Consider the following 15,177-nt stretch of genomic DNA (forward strand, 5'->3'; position numbering starts at 1 on the left):
CAAAAAATTTCGGTAATTTTACGCAGATTTTTGAAATCCACGAAGCGAAACATGGCTCCAGCGCGCTCTTTTATTGCGCTGCGGCTTCCGGTAATGTTGCAAAAACGGCGTCAGAATACCCACTGTGACCCGCAAAGACAAAATCTTTTGAAGGATGTCACGTAAAGTTGTGTAGTTATGAAATTTTTTTAAATGTTGCAGTAATAGTTGAGGTCTACCATGGCGAATGACGCAGGCAATCCAGGCTGGTTCGGCTTATTTCAGCGCGGCCAGCACTACATGAAAACCTGGCCCGCCGACAAACGTCTGGCACCGGTGTTTCCTGAGAACCGTGTGGTGACGGCAACCCGCTTTGCGATTCGCTTTATGCCACCGCTGGCCATTTTTACGCTGACGTGGCAAATCGCGCTCGGCGGGCAGCTCGGTCCGGCGATTGCCACCGCGCTGTTTGCCTGTAGCCTGCCGATGCAGGGATTATGGTGGCTGGGTAAACGTTCCGTCACGCCGCTGCCGCCAACGCTGTTGCACTGGTTCCACGAAGTGCGCGCCAAACTGGAAGAGGCCGGACAGGCCATTGCCCCCGTTGACGGCAAGCCGACTTACCAGGCGCTGGCGGATGTGCTCAAGCGTGCTTTTAAGCAGCTCGACCGTACTTTCCTCGACGATCTTTGATCAAATGGCGCTTTTCTCTGCCAGAGAATTTGCGCCCAATCCCGGTTCAAATCAAAGAATAGTGATGCGGACATACACGCATCGCTTTCGTTGTGTAATCATTTCTGCATTGTTTAAATCTTAAGCGGCCCTGCGGCCCGGGAGTAAACCATGGAAATGACCCATGCACAGCGACTGATTCTTTCTAATCAATACCAGATAATGGCGATGCTTGAGCCGGATAACGCCGAGCGCTATCGCCGCTATCAGACCATTATTGAACGCGGCTATGGACTGCAATTGCGCGAGCTGGACAAAGAGTTCGGCGAGCTGAGCGAGGCGACCTGCCGTACGCTGATCGACATTATGGAAATGCATCATGCGCTGCATGTTTCCTGGTCCAATCACAAAGCGCCGTGCAACATTGAAGAGCGTCGCCTGGCGTTTCTCGGCTTCGACGCGGCCACCGAAGCGCGTTACCTCGGCTATGTGCGCTTTATGGTTAACGTGGAAGGGCGCTATACCCATTTCGATTCCGGCACCCACGGCTTCAATGCGCAAACCCCGATGTGGGAAAAATACCAACGCATGCTGGCGGTGTGGCACACTTGTCCGCGTCAGTATCACCTCAGCGAGAATGAGATCGCGCAAATCCTCAATGCCTGAATAAGGAGCAACGTGTGAAGTACAGGGGTTTTCTGTTTGATTTAGACGGGACGCTGGTGGATTCACTGCCGGCCGTGAATCGCGCCTGGTCACGCTGGGGCGCGCGCCACGGCCTGGCCGCGCAGCAGGTGCTGGACTACATTCACGGCAAACCGGCGATCAATTCGCTGCGCCACTTTATGGCGGGCCAGTCTGAAGCAGCGATCCAGGCTGAATTTCGCTGGCTGGAGCAGCTGGAAGCAGAAGACACGGCAGGCGTGCAGGCGATTGCCGGTGCACACGCGTTGCTGGCCACCCTGAACGCACTCGACATTCCCTGGGCGATTGTGACCTCGGGATCGATCCCGGTGGCGCACGCCCGCCACAAAGCGGCCGGCTTACCGCTGCCGGAGGTATTTATTACCGCCGAGGACATTAAATTCGGTAAGCCCAACCCTGAACCTTATTTGCTGGGTGCTGAGCGGCTCGGGCTTTCTGCGCCAGAATGCGTGGTAGTGGAAGATGCACCGGCGGGCATTATCGCCGGGCTGGAAGCGGGCAGCGCGGTGGTGGCGGTCAATCCGCCGGCCGATGCGCCGCGCCTGAGCGAAGTGGCGCTGCAGGTGGAAAATCTGCAGCCGCTGCACATCAGTAAACAGCCGGACGGTTATTTCAGCGTGACGATGCCCGCCTGAAACAGCCCACGCTGAGTGGCGCAGGTTACAGCGGCGTATCCTGGGAAATTTCATCCAGCGACAGGCTGAAGCTGGGGATGAAGACTTCAACGAAGTAGTCCATCTCCGGCGATCGCCGCTGCGCCAGCGTCTTCTCCAGACGGGCTTTGGCCAGCAGAAACTCGTTGTTGCCGGCCGACAATTCTTCAAGGCACTTGAGGTAGGCGCACAGCGCATCAGCCTGTTTCACCACCGCCTGCTCGCTCTCGCTATGCAGGTGCTCATCCAGCAGCGGACGATACGCGTCCTGCAACTCAGGTGGCAGCATCTCAATCAGCTTGTGCTGCGCAATCTTTTCGATCTTCTTGTATTCATGGGCAATCTGCGCGTTGTAATACTTTACCGGCGTAGGCAAATCGCCGGTCAGCACTTCGCTGGCATCGTGATACAGCGCCAGCATGGCGATGCGATCGGCATTCAGATTGCCGTTAAATTTTTTGTTTTTAATGATGGCCAGCGCATGCGCCACCATGGCGACCTGCAGACTGTGCTCGGAGACATTTTCCGTGCGCACATTGCGCATCAGCGGCCAGCGGTTGATGAGTTTCAGGCGGGAGAGATGGGCGAAAAAGTGGCTACGGGTCATGGACGGTTCCTGTTGCACGGCGGGGAGCTTGTGCGGCTCCCCGAAAGTCAAACAGTATACGCGTCACAGATTACTGACGATAGCCTTGCAGGAAGCGACCAAACTTGTTGATGGCCATCTCGAGGTCGTCCACGCGCGGCAGGGTAACGATGCGCACGTGATCCGGCCACGGCCAGTTAAAGGCGGTGCCCTGCACCAGCAGTACTTTTTCCTGCAGCAGGAAATCCAGCACCATTTTCTGGTCGTCCATGATGTTGAATTTTTTCGCATCGATGCGCGGGAACATATAGAGCGCGCCCTGCGGCTTCACGCAGCTGACGCCGGGAATATCGTTAATCAGTTCCCAGGCGCGCTGGCGCTGCTCGAACAGCCGTCCACCCGGCGCGATAAACTCGCTGATGCTCTGATAGCCGCCCAGCGCAGTCTGTATGGCATGCTGCGCTGGCACGTTAGCGCACAGACGCATCGAGGCCAGCATCTCCAGACCTTCAATATAGCCTTTGGCGTGCTTCTTCGGTCCGTTCAGCACCATCCAGCCCTGGCGGAAACCCGCCACGCGGTAGGTTTTGGACAGCCCGTTGAAGGTCACGGTCAGCAGATCCGGTGCCAGCGCGGCAATCGAATGATGCTGGGCTTCGTCATACAGAATCTTGTCGTAGATCTCGTCGGCGAAGATGATCAGGTTATGCTGGCGGGCGATCTCCACAATCTCCAGCAGCAGCTCTTTACTGTACACCGCACCGGTCGGGTTGTTGGGGTTGATGATCACGATTCCGCGGGTACGCGGCGTGATTTTGCTGCGGATATCATCCAGATCCGGGAACCAGCCCGCGGATTCGTCGCACAGATAGTGCACCGCTTTGCCGCTCGACAGCGAAACCGCCGCCGTCCACAGCGGATAATCTGGCGCGGGCACCAGCATCTCATCGCCGCTGTTCAGCAGCGCCTGCATCGCCTGCACGATCAGTTCAGACACACCGTTGCCAATATAGATATCTTCTACCGTAACGTCGCGCATGTCGCGCGCCTGGTAGTGCTGCATGATGGCTTTACGTGCTGAATAGAGACCTTTCGAGTCGCAATAGCCTTGCGCGCTCGGCAGGTTACGAATCACGTCTACCAGGATTTCATCAGGGGCTTCAAAACCAAACGGGGCAGGGTTGCCGATGTTGAGTTTGAGAACTTTGTTGCCTTCTTCTTCGAGACGTTTAGCTTCTTTCAGTACCGGGCCACGAATGTCGTAACAGACATTTTCCAGCTTGCCGGATTTATCAATTTGAAAATTCATCGTTACCGCCTTAATGGGCAGAGTCCTTTTAACCTGCCACTAAAATCAAACCTGCTCAATTTACTCCTCTCACCGTAACAAAAGAAGGGCAGCGCTGGGTTTTGGCGCGATAGCCAGGCTTTGCCGGATTCAGTGGCGCGAAACGCATTTTTAACTATTAAAACTGGTTTAATTATCTATTAAAATGGCAGGAATCAACATTAAATGCTTGCGCTGATCGGGTCGCCTGTAAACCGGGATATCCAGCCGCGCGCCGCGCCATTCAGCAATTTTTCATTTAACTGCGGTCTGAGGAATGGTTAGCGACTTGATGAAATAGTTAAAGGAATCTTGTTAGATGCCGAAAAAATGTGCAGCAATGATTAAGCACTATCTGGCATGAGGCGATGACGACGGTTATTTGCTTTGCCAGGCGGTTGAAACCAGGCCCCGTCAGCCGGGGATAAAACCGCGTGGCAGCGGCTTAAATAGCATTTACGCTGTCACTTTAACGCTTATTATTCAGTTTAAGAACCAGGCGGGTTAAAAAATCAGCAGCGTTGTGGCAGGATGTGCCGGAAATGGCTTTTGGTCAAAAATTACGATGTTTTGAACAAAAACATTTCCATTTATAGCGTAAAAATGATTAAGTATAATTTATTATTTGATGCACTTTATCGCTTCGCATCAGCATAACAAGATGTTATTCCTTTTTGCCCCGCAGGACAGTTTGGCGGGAAACCAGGCAACTACACAGCTTCCAGCAACGTTCTACTGACGTCCCTGGCCCAGGAAGTTGTTCTGACTTTTACGACGCCATTGCCCGTTTTGCGGTGATGTGTTCGTCGGCATCCGCCTGACTCGTTTTTTTCATGAGCGCCTTCACACAGGGCGATCATTAAGCACCATTACCACTTATCTCTTTGATAAGTATGGTAATACACCAGGGTAGTAGTTTCAAAAAATCTTATAAGTGAAGAAATAACATGACTAATGCAAATCGTCCGATACTGAATCTCGACCTCGATCTGCTGCGTACTTTTGTCGCCGTTGCTGACCTGAATACCTTTGCAGCCGCCGCTGCAGCAGTATGCAGAACGCAATCAGCCGTAAGCCAGCAGATGCAACGTCTGGAACAATTGGTAGGTAAAGAGCTGTTTGCCAGACATGGACGTAACAAATTGCTGACTGAGCATGGCATTCAGCTGCTTGGCTACGCCAGGAAGATCCTGCGTTTCAACGATGAAGCCTGCACTTCTTTAATGTACAGCAATATCCAGGGCGTGCTGACGATTGGCGCGTCTGACGATACCTCTGATACCATTCTGCCGTTTCTGCTTAACCGCGTAACGTCAGTGTATCCGAAACTGGCAATCGACGTCCGCGTGAAGCGTAATCCGTTTATGATGGAGATGCTGAACCAGGGCGAAGTGGATTTGGTGGTGACCACCTCCAGTCCGGGTAACTTCACCTACCAGGTGCTGCGCACCTCGCCAACGCTGTGGTACTGCGCGGCAGACTATATTTTCCAGCGCGGTGAAGCCATTCCGCTGGTGCTGCTGGACGAGCCAAGCCCGTACCGTGACATGGCGATCGATCATCTCAACGAAGCGGGTATCCCGTGGCGTATCTCCTACGTGGCTTCCACGCTGGCGGCGGTACGTGCGGCGGTAAAAGCGGGGCTGGGTGTCACCGCGCGTCCGGTTGAAATGATGAGCCCGGAGCTGCGCGTGATGGGGGCGGCAGAAGGCCTGCCGGTGCTGCCGGATACGCAATATCTGCTGTGCCGTAATCCGGACAGCGATAATGAGCTGGCACTGGCCATCTTCAACGCGATGCAGTCCACTAACGATCCTTACAATCTGAGCGCGAATCCGGACGGTACGCTGCTGCTGGATGATGAAGAGTAAGGTTGACCGTTACTGGTGATCCGGCACAACCGGCATGCCAGATAATTGTTAAAAGTTAGAGAAAAAAGCCTTAGCCTGATGAAAATCAGCTAAGGCTTTTTTTATGGCGGTTATTTCCGCTTTTTTAGCACGATTTGCACCTGATAATTTCACTAACTTCCTGAAAAGTGAAATGTGTTTCATTTTCATCCTGCGCGGAATTTATTTATCATTTCGTGCCAACTTTATCTCTGCCTGTCGCCAGACCGCCTGCCGGTTTTTCCAGCAAAAAACGTCAATATGTGTTCTGGATCAAAAAAATACCCCCGATAAGGGGGGGGGAAATCCGCGCAAGACCTGTCAAACTATGATTGTTAAATGCACGATCCCTGCATGTGAATACCCGCTACACTGAAATTAACCGTACAAACTGAAGCGATTTAGCTGGCGCTCAGGGGTGCATATGTTAATAATATGATGCGGGTGTAAATTAATGTTTGGATACTTTTGTCAAAGTTGACAAAAGGTTATAGAAAGGAGTAAAAAACCCCATAAAATTGCTGCTTAATTGATAAAGACAGCAAAGTTTATAAGGTTTTTTATCCTTCCCTTGAATCGATGTGGTGTGTTTGCTGCGACAGTGCAGGATGCCATCGCCACTTTTGATGAGTAAGCAAAGAGTATGTCAACAACCACAGAAGTCATCGCTCATCACTGGGCGTTTATTGTTTTCATTGTTATCGCGTTTGGCCTGTGTGCCTTTATGTTAACCGGTGGCTGGTTGTTAGGTGGACGTGCACGCGCGCGCCATAAAGACACGCCGTTTGAATCCGGTATCGAATCCGTCGGTGATACCCATATCCGCCTCTCGGCAAAATTCTATCTGGTTGCGATGTTTTTCGTCATTTTCGACGTCGAAGCCCTCTATCTATACGCATGGTCGACCTCCATTCGCGAAAGCGGCTGGGTCGGCTTTGTCGAAGCCGCAATTTTCATTTTGGTGCTCCTGGCAGGCCTGGTTTATCTGGTGCGCATCGGTGCGCTGGATTGGGCGCCTGCGCGTCGTCGCGTAGTCGTCAAATCGAGCCCGGTCAGCCACAGTCACACCAACCCTCATAAGCAGTAAAAGCGAGGCAATAAGATGGACTACACGCTGACACGCGTAGACCCGAACGGGGGCGATAACGACCGTTATCCCCTGCAGAAACAGGAGATTGTTACCGATCCTCTGGAGCAGCACGTTCATCGCAGCGTCTATATGGGCAAGCTTGAGCACGCCCTGCATGACATGGTGAACTGGGGTCGTAAAAACTCTCTCTGGCCGTATAACTTCGGCCTTTCCTGTTGCTACGTGGAAATGACCACGTCATTCACCGCAGTACATGATGTGGCGCGTTTCGGTGCGGAAGTAATGCGCGCCTCGCCACGTCAGGCTGACTTTATGGTGATCGCCGGTACGCCGTTTACCAAAATGGCGCCGGTGATTCAGCGTTTGTATGACCAGATGCTGGAACCAAAATGGGTGATTTCGATGGGGGCCTGCGCCAATTCCGGCGGCATGTATGACATCTATTCGGTGGTACAGGGTGTGGATAAATTCCTGCCGGTTGATGTGTATATCCCGGGTTGTCCGCCACGTCCGGAAGCTTACATGCAGGCGCTGCTGCTGCTGCGTGAGTCCATCGGCAAAGAACGTCGTCCACTCTCGTGGGTGGTTGGCGATCAGGGCGTGTATCGCGCCAATATGCAGTCTGAGCGTGAAAGAAAGCGCGGTGAGCGTATTGCCGTCACCAACCTGAGAACCCCAGACGAAGTTTAAGCACCCCGTACACGGATGGAGCCACGGCCGCAGCAGATAATGACAACGTAGTGTGTGCCGCCATCCTGACGCCTTCTTTTGAGTGCCTGATTACAGGCCGGAATGGTGAGTAACGTATGACAGATTTAACCACGCAAGATCTCGCTCAGCCTGCATGGCAAACCCGGGATCACCTGGATGATCCGGTGATCGGCGAGCTGCGTAACCGTTTTGGGCCGGATGCCTTTACCGTTCAGGCCACCCGCACCGGCATTCCGGTCGTCTGGGTGAAGCGTGAACAGCTACTGGAAATCATTGAATTCCTGCGTAAGCTGCCGAAGCCGTACGTCATGCTCTATGACCTGCACGGTTTCGATGAGCGTTTACGTACCCACCGCGCCGGTCTGCCCGCCGCGGATTTTTCCGTTTTCTATCACCTGCTGTCGATTGAACGCAACCGCGACATCATGCTCAAGGTGGCGCTGTCTGAAAACGATCTGAATGTGCCCACCATCACCAAAATTTTCGCCAACGCCAACTGGTACGAGCGCGAAACCTGGGAGATGTTTGGTATCACCTTCAACGGCCACCCGCACCTGACGCGCATCATGATGCCGCAGACCTGGGAAGGGCACCCGCTGCGTAAAGACTACCCGGCGCGCGCCACCGAGTTCGATCCTTTCACGCTGACTAAGCAGAAAGAAGATCTGGAGATGGAGTCACTGACCTTCAAGCCGGAAGACTGGGGCATGAAGCGTGGCACCACCAATGAGGACTTCATGTTCCTCAACCTCGGTCCGAACCACCCTTCAGCGCACGGTGCGTTCCGCATCATTCTGCAGCTGGATGGCGAAGAGATCGTCGACTGCGTGCCGGACGTGGGTTATCACCACCGCGGCGCGGAGAAGATGGGCGAGCGTCAGTCGTGGCACAGCTATATTCCGTATACCGACCGTATCGAGTACCTCGGCGGTTGCGTAAACGAAATGCCGTACGTACTGGCGGTGGAAAAGCTGGCGGGCATCACCGTACCGGATCGCGTGAATGTGATTCGCGTGATGCTGTCAGAGCTGTTCCGTATCAACAGCCACCTGCTGTACATCTCCACCTTTATTCAGGACGTCGGTGCCATGACGCCGGTGTTCTTTGCCTTTACCGACCGTCAGAAAATTTATGACGTGGTGGAAGCGATCACCGGTTTCCGTATGCACCCGGCGTGGTTCCGCATCGGCGGTGTGGCGCACGATCTGCCGAAAGGCTGGGAACGTCTGCTGCGCGAGTTCCTCGACTGGATGCCGAAGCGTCTGAAAGAGTACGACAAAGCTGCGCTGCGCAACACCGTGCTGATGGGCCGTTCGCAGGGTGTGGCCGCCTATAACATGGACGAAGCGCTGGCGTGGGGCACCACCGGTGCCGGTCTGCGCGCTACCGGTCTGGACTTCGACGTGCGTAAATGGCGTCCCTATTCCGGCTATGAAAACTTCGACTTCGAGGTGCCGGTCGGCGCCGGTATCAGCGACGCTTACACCCGCGTGCAGCTGAAGATGGAAGAGATGTGGCAGTCGCTGCGTATCCTTGAGCAGTGCCTGAAAAACATGCCGGAAGGTCCGTTCAAGGCCGATCATCCGCTGACCACGCCGCCACCGAAAGAGCGCACGCTGCAGCACATTGAAACCCTGATCACGCACTTCCTGCAGGTTTCGTGGGGCCCGGTAATGCCGGCCAACGAATCGTTCCAGATGATTGAAGCGACGAAAGGGATCAACAGCTACTACCTGACCAGCGATGGCAGCACCATGAGCTACCGCACCCGCGTGCGTACGCCGAGCTTCCCGCATCTGCAGCAGATCCCTTCGGTGATCCGCGGCAGCCTGGTATCCGACCTGATCGTGTACCTCGGTAGTATCGATTTTGTTATGTCAGACGTGGACCGCTAATTATGCACGATCAAAAAATTGCCATTCAAACCATCGACCCGACTGAGGTCTTTGTGCTGAGCGAGGCCGAGCACCACGCTATTGAGCATGAAAAACATCACTATGAAGATGCGCGCGCGGCGTCGATTGAAGCGCTGAAGATCGTGCAGAAGCAGCGCGGCTGGGTGCCGGACGGTGCCATCAACGCGATTGCTGAGGTACTGGGCATTCCGGCCAGCGACGTAGAAGGTGTGGCGACGTTTTACAGCCAGATCTACCGTACGCCGGTTGGCCGCCACGTGATTCGCTACTGCGACAGCGTGGTGTGCCACATCACCGGTTACCAGGGCATTCAGGCGGCGCTGGAGCAGAACCTGAACATTAAGCCAGGACAAACCACGCCGGATGGTCGCTTTACGCTGCTGCCAACCTGCTGCCTCGGCAACTGTGACAAAGGCCCGACCATGATGGTGGATGAAGATACCCACGTTCACCTGACGCCGGAAGGCATCGCCAATCTGCTGGAGCAGTATCAATGACCATTAAACAGATCATTCGTACTGCGGAAACCCATCCGCTGACCTGGCGTCTGCGTGACGACAAACAGCCAGTATGGTTCGATGAATACCGCAGTAAAAACGGCTACGTTGGCGCCGATAAAGCGCTGAAGGGCATGAGCCAGGACGAGATCGTCGCTGCAGTGAAGGATTCCGGCCTGAAAGGGCGCGGCGGTGCGGGCTTCAGCACCGGCCTGAAATGGAGCCTGATGCCCAATGATGAATCCATGAACATCCGTTACCTGCTGTGTAACGCCGATGAGATGGAACCTGGCACTTATAAAGACCGCCTGCTGATGGAGCAGTTGCCGCACCAGCTGGTGGAAGGCATGCTGATCAGTGCGTTTGCGCTGAAAGCCTACCGTGGCTACATCTTCCTGCGCGGTGAATACATCGAAGCCGCGGAAAATCTGCGTCGTGCCATCGCCGAAGCCACTGCCGCGGGCTATCTCGGTAAAAACATTCTTGGTACCGGCTTCGATTTCGAGCTGTTTGTTCACACCGGTGCCGGCCGCTATATCTGCGGCGAAGAGACCGCGCTGATCAACTCGCTGGAAGGGCGCCGCGCTAACCCGCGTTCCAAGCCGCCGTTCCCGGCCAGTGCCGGCGTCTGGGGCAAACCGACCTGCGTTAACAACGTTGAGACGCTGTCCAACGTCCCGGCGATCTTCCTGAATGGCGTGGAGTGGTACAAAAACATCTCCAGCAGCGAAGACACAGGCACCAAGATGATGGGCTTCTCCGGTCGGGTGAAAAATCCGGGCGTGTGGGAACTGCCGTTTGGCACCACCGCGCGTGAAATCCTTGAGGATTATGCCGGCGGTATGCGCGATGGCCTGAAGTTCAAAGCCTGGCAACCGGGCGGAGCCGGTACCGACTTCCTGACCGAGCAGCACCTCGACCTGCCGATGGAATTTGCCAGCATCGGCAAAGCCGGCAGCCGTCTGGGTACCGCGCTGGCGATGGCGGTCGACCACGAAATCAATATGGTGTCGCTGGTACGCAACCTCGAAGAGTTCTTTGCGCGCGAGTCCTGCGGCTGGTGTACGCCGTGCCGTGACGGTCTGCCATGGAGCGTGAAGATCCTGCGTGCGCTGGAGCAGAAAAAAGGCCAGCCGGGGGATATCGAAACCCTGCTGCAGCTGTGCCGCCAGCTCGGTCCGGGCAAGACGTTCTGCGCCCACGCACCGGGTGCCGTTGAGCCACTGCAGAGCGCGATTAAATATTTCCGTGACGAGTTTGAAGCCGGCATTGCGCCGCAGGTGTTTGGCAATACCCGCGCCATTGGCGGGATTCAGCCTAACCTGCTGAAAGCGCGCTGGTAAGCCGCCGTCGTACACGCAATCGCCCGGGCCTGAGGCTGCGGGGCAGGAATTAGATGTTTAACGCTCGTTTGCGGACGAGCCTTACGGAAGCATGTTCACTATGGCTACAATCCATGTAGACGGTAAAGAATATGATGTGAACGGAGCGGACAACCTGCTGCAGGCGTGTCTGTCTCTGGGCCTTGATATTCCTTATTTTTGCTGGCATCCGGCGCTGGGAAGCGTAGGAGCCTGCCGCCAGTGCGCGGTGAAGCAATTCCAGAATGCCGAAGATACCCGTGGTCGCCTCGTCATGTCCTGCATGACGCCTGCGTCTGACGGCACCTTTATCTCCATCGACGATGGCGAAGCGAAAGAGTTTCGTGAAAGCGTGGTGGAGTGGCTGATGACCAACCACCCGCACGACTGTCCGGTGTGCGAAGAGGGCGGTAACTGTCACCTGCAGGATATGACGGTAATGACGGGACACAGCTTCCGTCGCTACCGTTTTACCAAACGTACCCATCAGAATCAGGATCTCGGGCCGTTTATCTCGCATGAGATGAACCGCTGTATCGCCTGTTACCGCTGCGTGCGCTACTACAAAGATTACGCCGATGGCAAAGATCTTGGCGTGTACGGCGCGCATGACAACGTCTACTTTGGCCGTCCGGAAGATGGCACGCTGGAGAGCGAATTCTCCGGTAACCTGGTAGAAATCTGCCCGACCGGCGTGTTCACCGATAAAACCCACTCTGAACGCTATAACCGTAAGTGGGATATGCAGTTTGCGCCGAGCATCTGCCAGCAGTGCAGCGTGGGTTGTAACACCAGCCCGGGCGAGCGCTACGGCGAGCTGCGTCGTATCGAAAACCGCTACAACGGATCGGTGAACCACTACTTCCTGTGCGACCGTGGCCGTTTCGGCTATGGCTACGTGAACCGTAAAGACCGTCCGCGTCATCCGGAACAGATGCGCGGCAGCGACCGTATCACGCTGAACGCAGAGCAGGCGGTTAATGCCGCTGCGGATATCCTGCGTCAGGCGAAGAAGGTGATCGGTATCGGTTCACCTCGCGCCAGTATTGAAAGCAACTTCGCGCTGCGCGAACTGGTGGGCGCAGAAAACTTCTCAACCGGCATGCCGGCAGCTGAGCAGGCGCGGGTTGAGCTGATGCTGAAAGTGCTGCAGCAGGGCGGTATCTATACGCCATCGCTGCGTGAAATTGAAAGCTATGACGCCGTGCTGGTGCTGGGTGAAGACCTGACTCAGGTCGGTGCCCGCGTGGCGCTGTCGGTGCGTCAGGCCGTTAAAGGCAAAGCTCGCGAAATGGCCGCCGCTCAGAAAGTTGCGGACTGGCAGATCGCCGCCATCCTAAACATTGGTCAGCACGCCAAACATCCGCTGTTTGTCACTAACGTTGATGAAACCCGTCTCGATGATATTGCCGCGTGGAGCTATCGCGCACCGGTGGAAGATCAGGCACGCCTGGGCTTCGCCATCGCGCACGCGCTGGATGACAGCGCACCGGCGGTTAGCGACTTTGACAGTAGCCTGAATGGCAAGCTGGACGTGGTGGTACAGGCGCTGGCCGGCGCGAAAAAACCGCTGATCATTTCCGGTACCCACTCGGGCAGCACGGCAATGATTGAAGCGGCAGCCAACGTAGCTAAAGCGCTGAAAGCGCGCGGTGCTGACGTGGGTATCACCTTCCTCGCCGGCGCGGCCAACAGCTTTGGTCTCGGCCTGATGGGCGGCCAGTCGCTGGACAGCGCGCTGGAGCAGCTGGATAAAGGCGAAGCGGAAGCGCTGGTGGTGCTGGAGAACGATCTCTACCGTCACGCGCCGAAAGCCACCGTCGATGCAGCACTGCATAACACCGCGCACGTGATTGTGGTTGATCATCAACGCACGGCCACGCTGGAGAAAGCCGGTCTGGTGCTCTCCACCGCCAGCTTTGCTGAGAGCGACGGCACCTCCATCAACCATGAAGGTCGTGCCCAGCGCTTCTTCCAGGTTTACGATCCGGCCTACTACGACGATAGCGTGGTGATGCTGGAGAGCTGGCGCTGGCTGCATTCGCTGCACAGCGCCGTCGAGAGCCGCCAGATTGACTGGACGCAGCTCGATCACGTGATTGATGCCGCGATTGTGGCGCTGCCGCAGCTGAAAGGGATTAAGGACGCGGCGCCGGACGCCAGCTTCCGCATCCGTGGTCAGAAACTGGCGCGTTCACCGCATCGTGCCAGTGGCCGTACCGCCGCGCGCGCCAACATCAGCGTGCACGAACCGCGTCAGCCGCAGGATAAAGACACCATGTTTGCCTTCTCCATGGAAGGTAACAACCAGCCGTCGGCACCGCGTTCGCAGATTCCTTTTGCCTGGGCACCAGGCTGGAACTCACCGCAGGCGTGGAACAAGTTCCAGGCGGAAGTGGGCGGCAAACTGCGTCATGGCGATCCGGGCGTGCGGCTGTTTGAAGCCAGCGAAAGTGCACTGGACTGGTTCAGCCAGGTTCCGGCACGCTTCGTGGGCGGCAGCCAGTATCGCGTGGCACCTTACTATCAGCTGTTTGGTAGTGAAGAGATGACTCAGCGCTCGCCAACCTTCCAGAAACGCATGGCACCGGCCGCGCTGGTGATCAACCCGGCAGATGCTGAGAAGCTGGGCGTTAACAACGGTGCGTCCGTGGAACTGGTTTGCGCCGGTGAAACGCTGCGTCTGCCGGTGCGCTTCTCTGCGGCACTGCAGGCGGGGCAGGTGGGTCTGCCGCTCGGCATGCCGGGTGTACCGCCGTTCCTCGCGGGTGCGCAAATTGACAAACTGCAGGAGGCAGCGCAATGAGCTGGCTGACACCGGACGTTATTGACATCATCCTGCAGGTGGTGAAAGCCATTGTCATCCTGCTGGTGGTGGTGGCCTGTGGTGCCTTCATGAGCTTTGCCGAGCGTCGTCTGCTCGGCCTGTGGCAGAACCGTTATGGACCGAACCGTGTAGGCTGGGGCGGCTCGCTGCAGCTGGCGGCGGACATGATCAAAATGTTCTTTAAAGAGGACTGGGTTCCGCCGTTTACCGATCGCTTTATCTTTACCCTGGCACCGGTCATCGCCTTCGTTTCGCTGCTGCTGGCGTTTGCGATTGTGCCGGTTTCGCCGAGCTGGATGGTCACCGACCTGAACATCGGTCTGCTGTTCTTCCTGATGATGGCGGGTCTGGCGGTATACGCCGTACTGTTCGCGGGCTGGTCGAGTAACAACAAATACTCGCTGCTCGGTGCAATGCGTGCCTCCGCGCAGACCCTGAGCTATGAAGTGTTCCTCGGCCTGTCGCTGATGGGCGTGGTGGCGCAGGCGGGTTCCTTTAACCTGAACGCCATCGTTGAGAGCCAGACGCACCTGTGGAATATCATCCCGCAGTTCTTTGGCTTCGTGACCTTCTGTATTGCCGGCGTCGCGGTGTGCCACCGTCATCCGTTTGACCAGCCGGAAGCGGAACAGGAGCTGGCCGACGGTTACCACATCGAATATGCCGGGATGAAGTTCGGCCTGTTCTTTGTCGGTGAGTACGTGGCCATTACTACCGTTTCGGCGCTGATCGTCACCCTGTTCTTCGGTGGCTGGCACGGTCCGTTCCTGCCGCCGTTCATCTGGTTCGCCCTGAAAACGGCGTTCTTTATGGTGATGTTTATCCTGATTCGTGCTGCGCTGCCGCGTCCACGCTATGACCAGGTGCTGTCGTTCGGCTGGAAAGTATGTCTGCCGTTGACGTTATTGAACCTGCTGGCCACTGCCGCAGTGATTCTGTACAACGCGCAGTAAGGGGTTTTGAG

General features: G+C 56.0%; 13 protein-coding genes and 1 pseudogene. 11 read left to right on the forward strand and 3 right to left on the reverse strand.

Annotated features, from left to right (window positions below):
- The first annotated feature begins 219 nt into the window (after positions 1–219).
- The 3 genes from yfbV to ABVR31_RS06565 all read left to right on the forward strand — a co-directional run bounded on the left by yfbV (position 220) and on the right by ABVR31_RS06565 (position 1,991).
- Complete coding sequence (yfbV, locus tag ABVR31_RS06555; RefSeq protein WP_021509204.1) at positions 220–672, forward strand: terminus macrodomain insulation protein YfbV; 453 nt, start codon at positions 220–222, stop codon at positions 670–672.
- A 150-nt stretch (positions 673–822) separates the two neighbouring features.
- The gene (locus tag ABVR31_RS06560) at positions 823–1,317 is read left to right on the forward strand and encodes a YfbU family protein (RefSeq protein WP_150361338.1); all 495 of its coding nucleotides are present in this window, start codon (positions 823–825) and stop codon (positions 1,315–1,317) included.
- A gap of 14 nt (positions 1,318–1,331) precedes the next feature.
- Positions 1,332–1,991, forward strand: a complete 660-nt coding sequence (locus tag ABVR31_RS06565) for a sugar phosphatase (RefSeq protein ID WP_372772179.1) — start codon at positions 1,332–1,334, stop codon at positions 1,989–1,991.
- Between the two features lie 25 nt (positions 1,992–2,016).
- Here the strand turns inward: ABVR31_RS06565 and yfbR are convergent, their stop codons facing one another.
- Together yfbR and ABVR31_RS06575 are read right to left on the reverse strand one after the other, a co-directional pair.
- Positions 2,017–2,616 (reverse strand): 5'-deoxynucleotidase, encoded by a 600-nt coding sequence (gene yfbR / locus ABVR31_RS06570; RefSeq protein WP_021509207.1) that lies wholly within the window; start codon positions 2,614–2,616, stop codon positions 2,017–2,019.
- 70 nt (positions 2,617–2,686) lie between these two features.
- Positions 2,687–3,904: a pyridoxal phosphate-dependent aminotransferase gene (locus ABVR31_RS06575; RefSeq protein ID WP_021509208.1), complete on the reverse strand. Its 1,218-nt coding sequence runs from the start codon at positions 3,902–3,904 to the stop codon at positions 2,687–2,689.
- Positions 3,905–4,869: 965 nt separating this feature from the next.
- Between ABVR31_RS06575 and lrhA the strand changes: the two genes are divergently transcribed.
- Positions 4,870–5,793, forward strand: coding sequence for a transcriptional regulator LrhA (lrhA, locus tag ABVR31_RS06580; protein ID WP_021509211.1), 924 nt, complete (start codon positions 4,870–4,872; stop codon positions 5,791–5,793).
- Between the two features lie 48 nt (positions 5,794–5,841).
- Here the strand turns inward: lrhA and ABVR31_RS06585 are convergent, their stop codons facing one another.
- Positions 5,842–5,976 carry a hypothetical protein gene (locus ABVR31_RS06585; RefSeq protein WP_254919513.1) on the reverse strand — a complete coding sequence of 45 codons (135 nt, stop codon included), beginning with the start codon at positions 5,974–5,976 and terminating at the stop codon, positions 5,842–5,844.
- A gap of 478 nt (positions 5,977–6,454) precedes the next feature.
- Between ABVR31_RS06585 and ABVR31_RS06590 the strand changes: the two genes are divergently transcribed.
- The 7 genes and pseudogenes from ABVR31_RS06590 (at position 6,455) to nuoH (ending at position 15,166) form a co-directional block, all read left to right on the forward strand.
- Entirely contained in the window at positions 6,455–6,898 is a 444-nt protein-coding gene (locus ABVR31_RS06590) for an NADH-quinone oxidoreductase subunit A (RefSeq protein ID WP_021509213.1), read from the forward strand.
- 15 nt (positions 6,899–6,913) lie between these two features.
- Positions 6,914–7,591, forward strand: a complete 678-nt coding sequence (locus ABVR31_RS06595) for an NADH-quinone oxidoreductase subunit B family protein (protein ID WP_021509214.1) — start codon at positions 6,914–6,916, stop codon at positions 7,589–7,591.
- 116 nt (positions 7,592–7,707) lie between these two features.
- Positions 7,708–9,507, forward strand: coding sequence for an NADH-quinone oxidoreductase subunit C/D (gene nuoC, locus ABVR31_RS06600; RefSeq protein ID WP_031280036.1), 1,800 nt, complete (start codon positions 7,708–7,710; stop codon positions 9,505–9,507).
- A pseudogene (nuoE, locus tag ABVR31_RS06605) lies at positions 9,482–10,025 on the forward strand (NADH-quinone oxidoreductase subunit NuoE). Before nuoC ends, nuoE begins: the two are co-directional and overlap by 26 nt.
- Before the next feature lie 2 nt (positions 10,026–10,027).
- A complete protein-coding gene (gene nuoF, locus ABVR31_RS06610; protein WP_372773987.1) occupies positions 10,028–11,368 on the forward strand; it encodes an NADH-quinone oxidoreductase subunit NuoF in 1,341 nt (446 codons plus the stop codon).
- Positions 11,369–11,468: 100 nt separating this feature from the next.
- Positions 11,469–14,192: an NADH-quinone oxidoreductase subunit NuoG gene (gene nuoG, locus ABVR31_RS06615; RefSeq protein WP_150058692.1), complete on the forward strand. Its 2,724-nt coding sequence runs from the start codon at positions 11,469–11,471 to the stop codon at positions 14,190–14,192.
- Entirely contained in the window at positions 14,189–15,166 is a 978-nt protein-coding gene (nuoH, locus tag ABVR31_RS06620) for an NADH-quinone oxidoreductase subunit NuoH (protein WP_021509219.1), read from the forward strand. Before nuoG ends, nuoH begins: the two co-directional genes overlap by 4 nt.
- Positions 15,167–15,177: the final 11 nt, after the last annotated feature.

It is taken from the genome of Pantoea sp. WEP, from assembly GCF_041678305.1.
Lineage (GTDB): Bacteria > Pseudomonadota > Gammaproteobacteria > Enterobacterales > Enterobacteriaceae > Pantoea > Pantoea dispersa.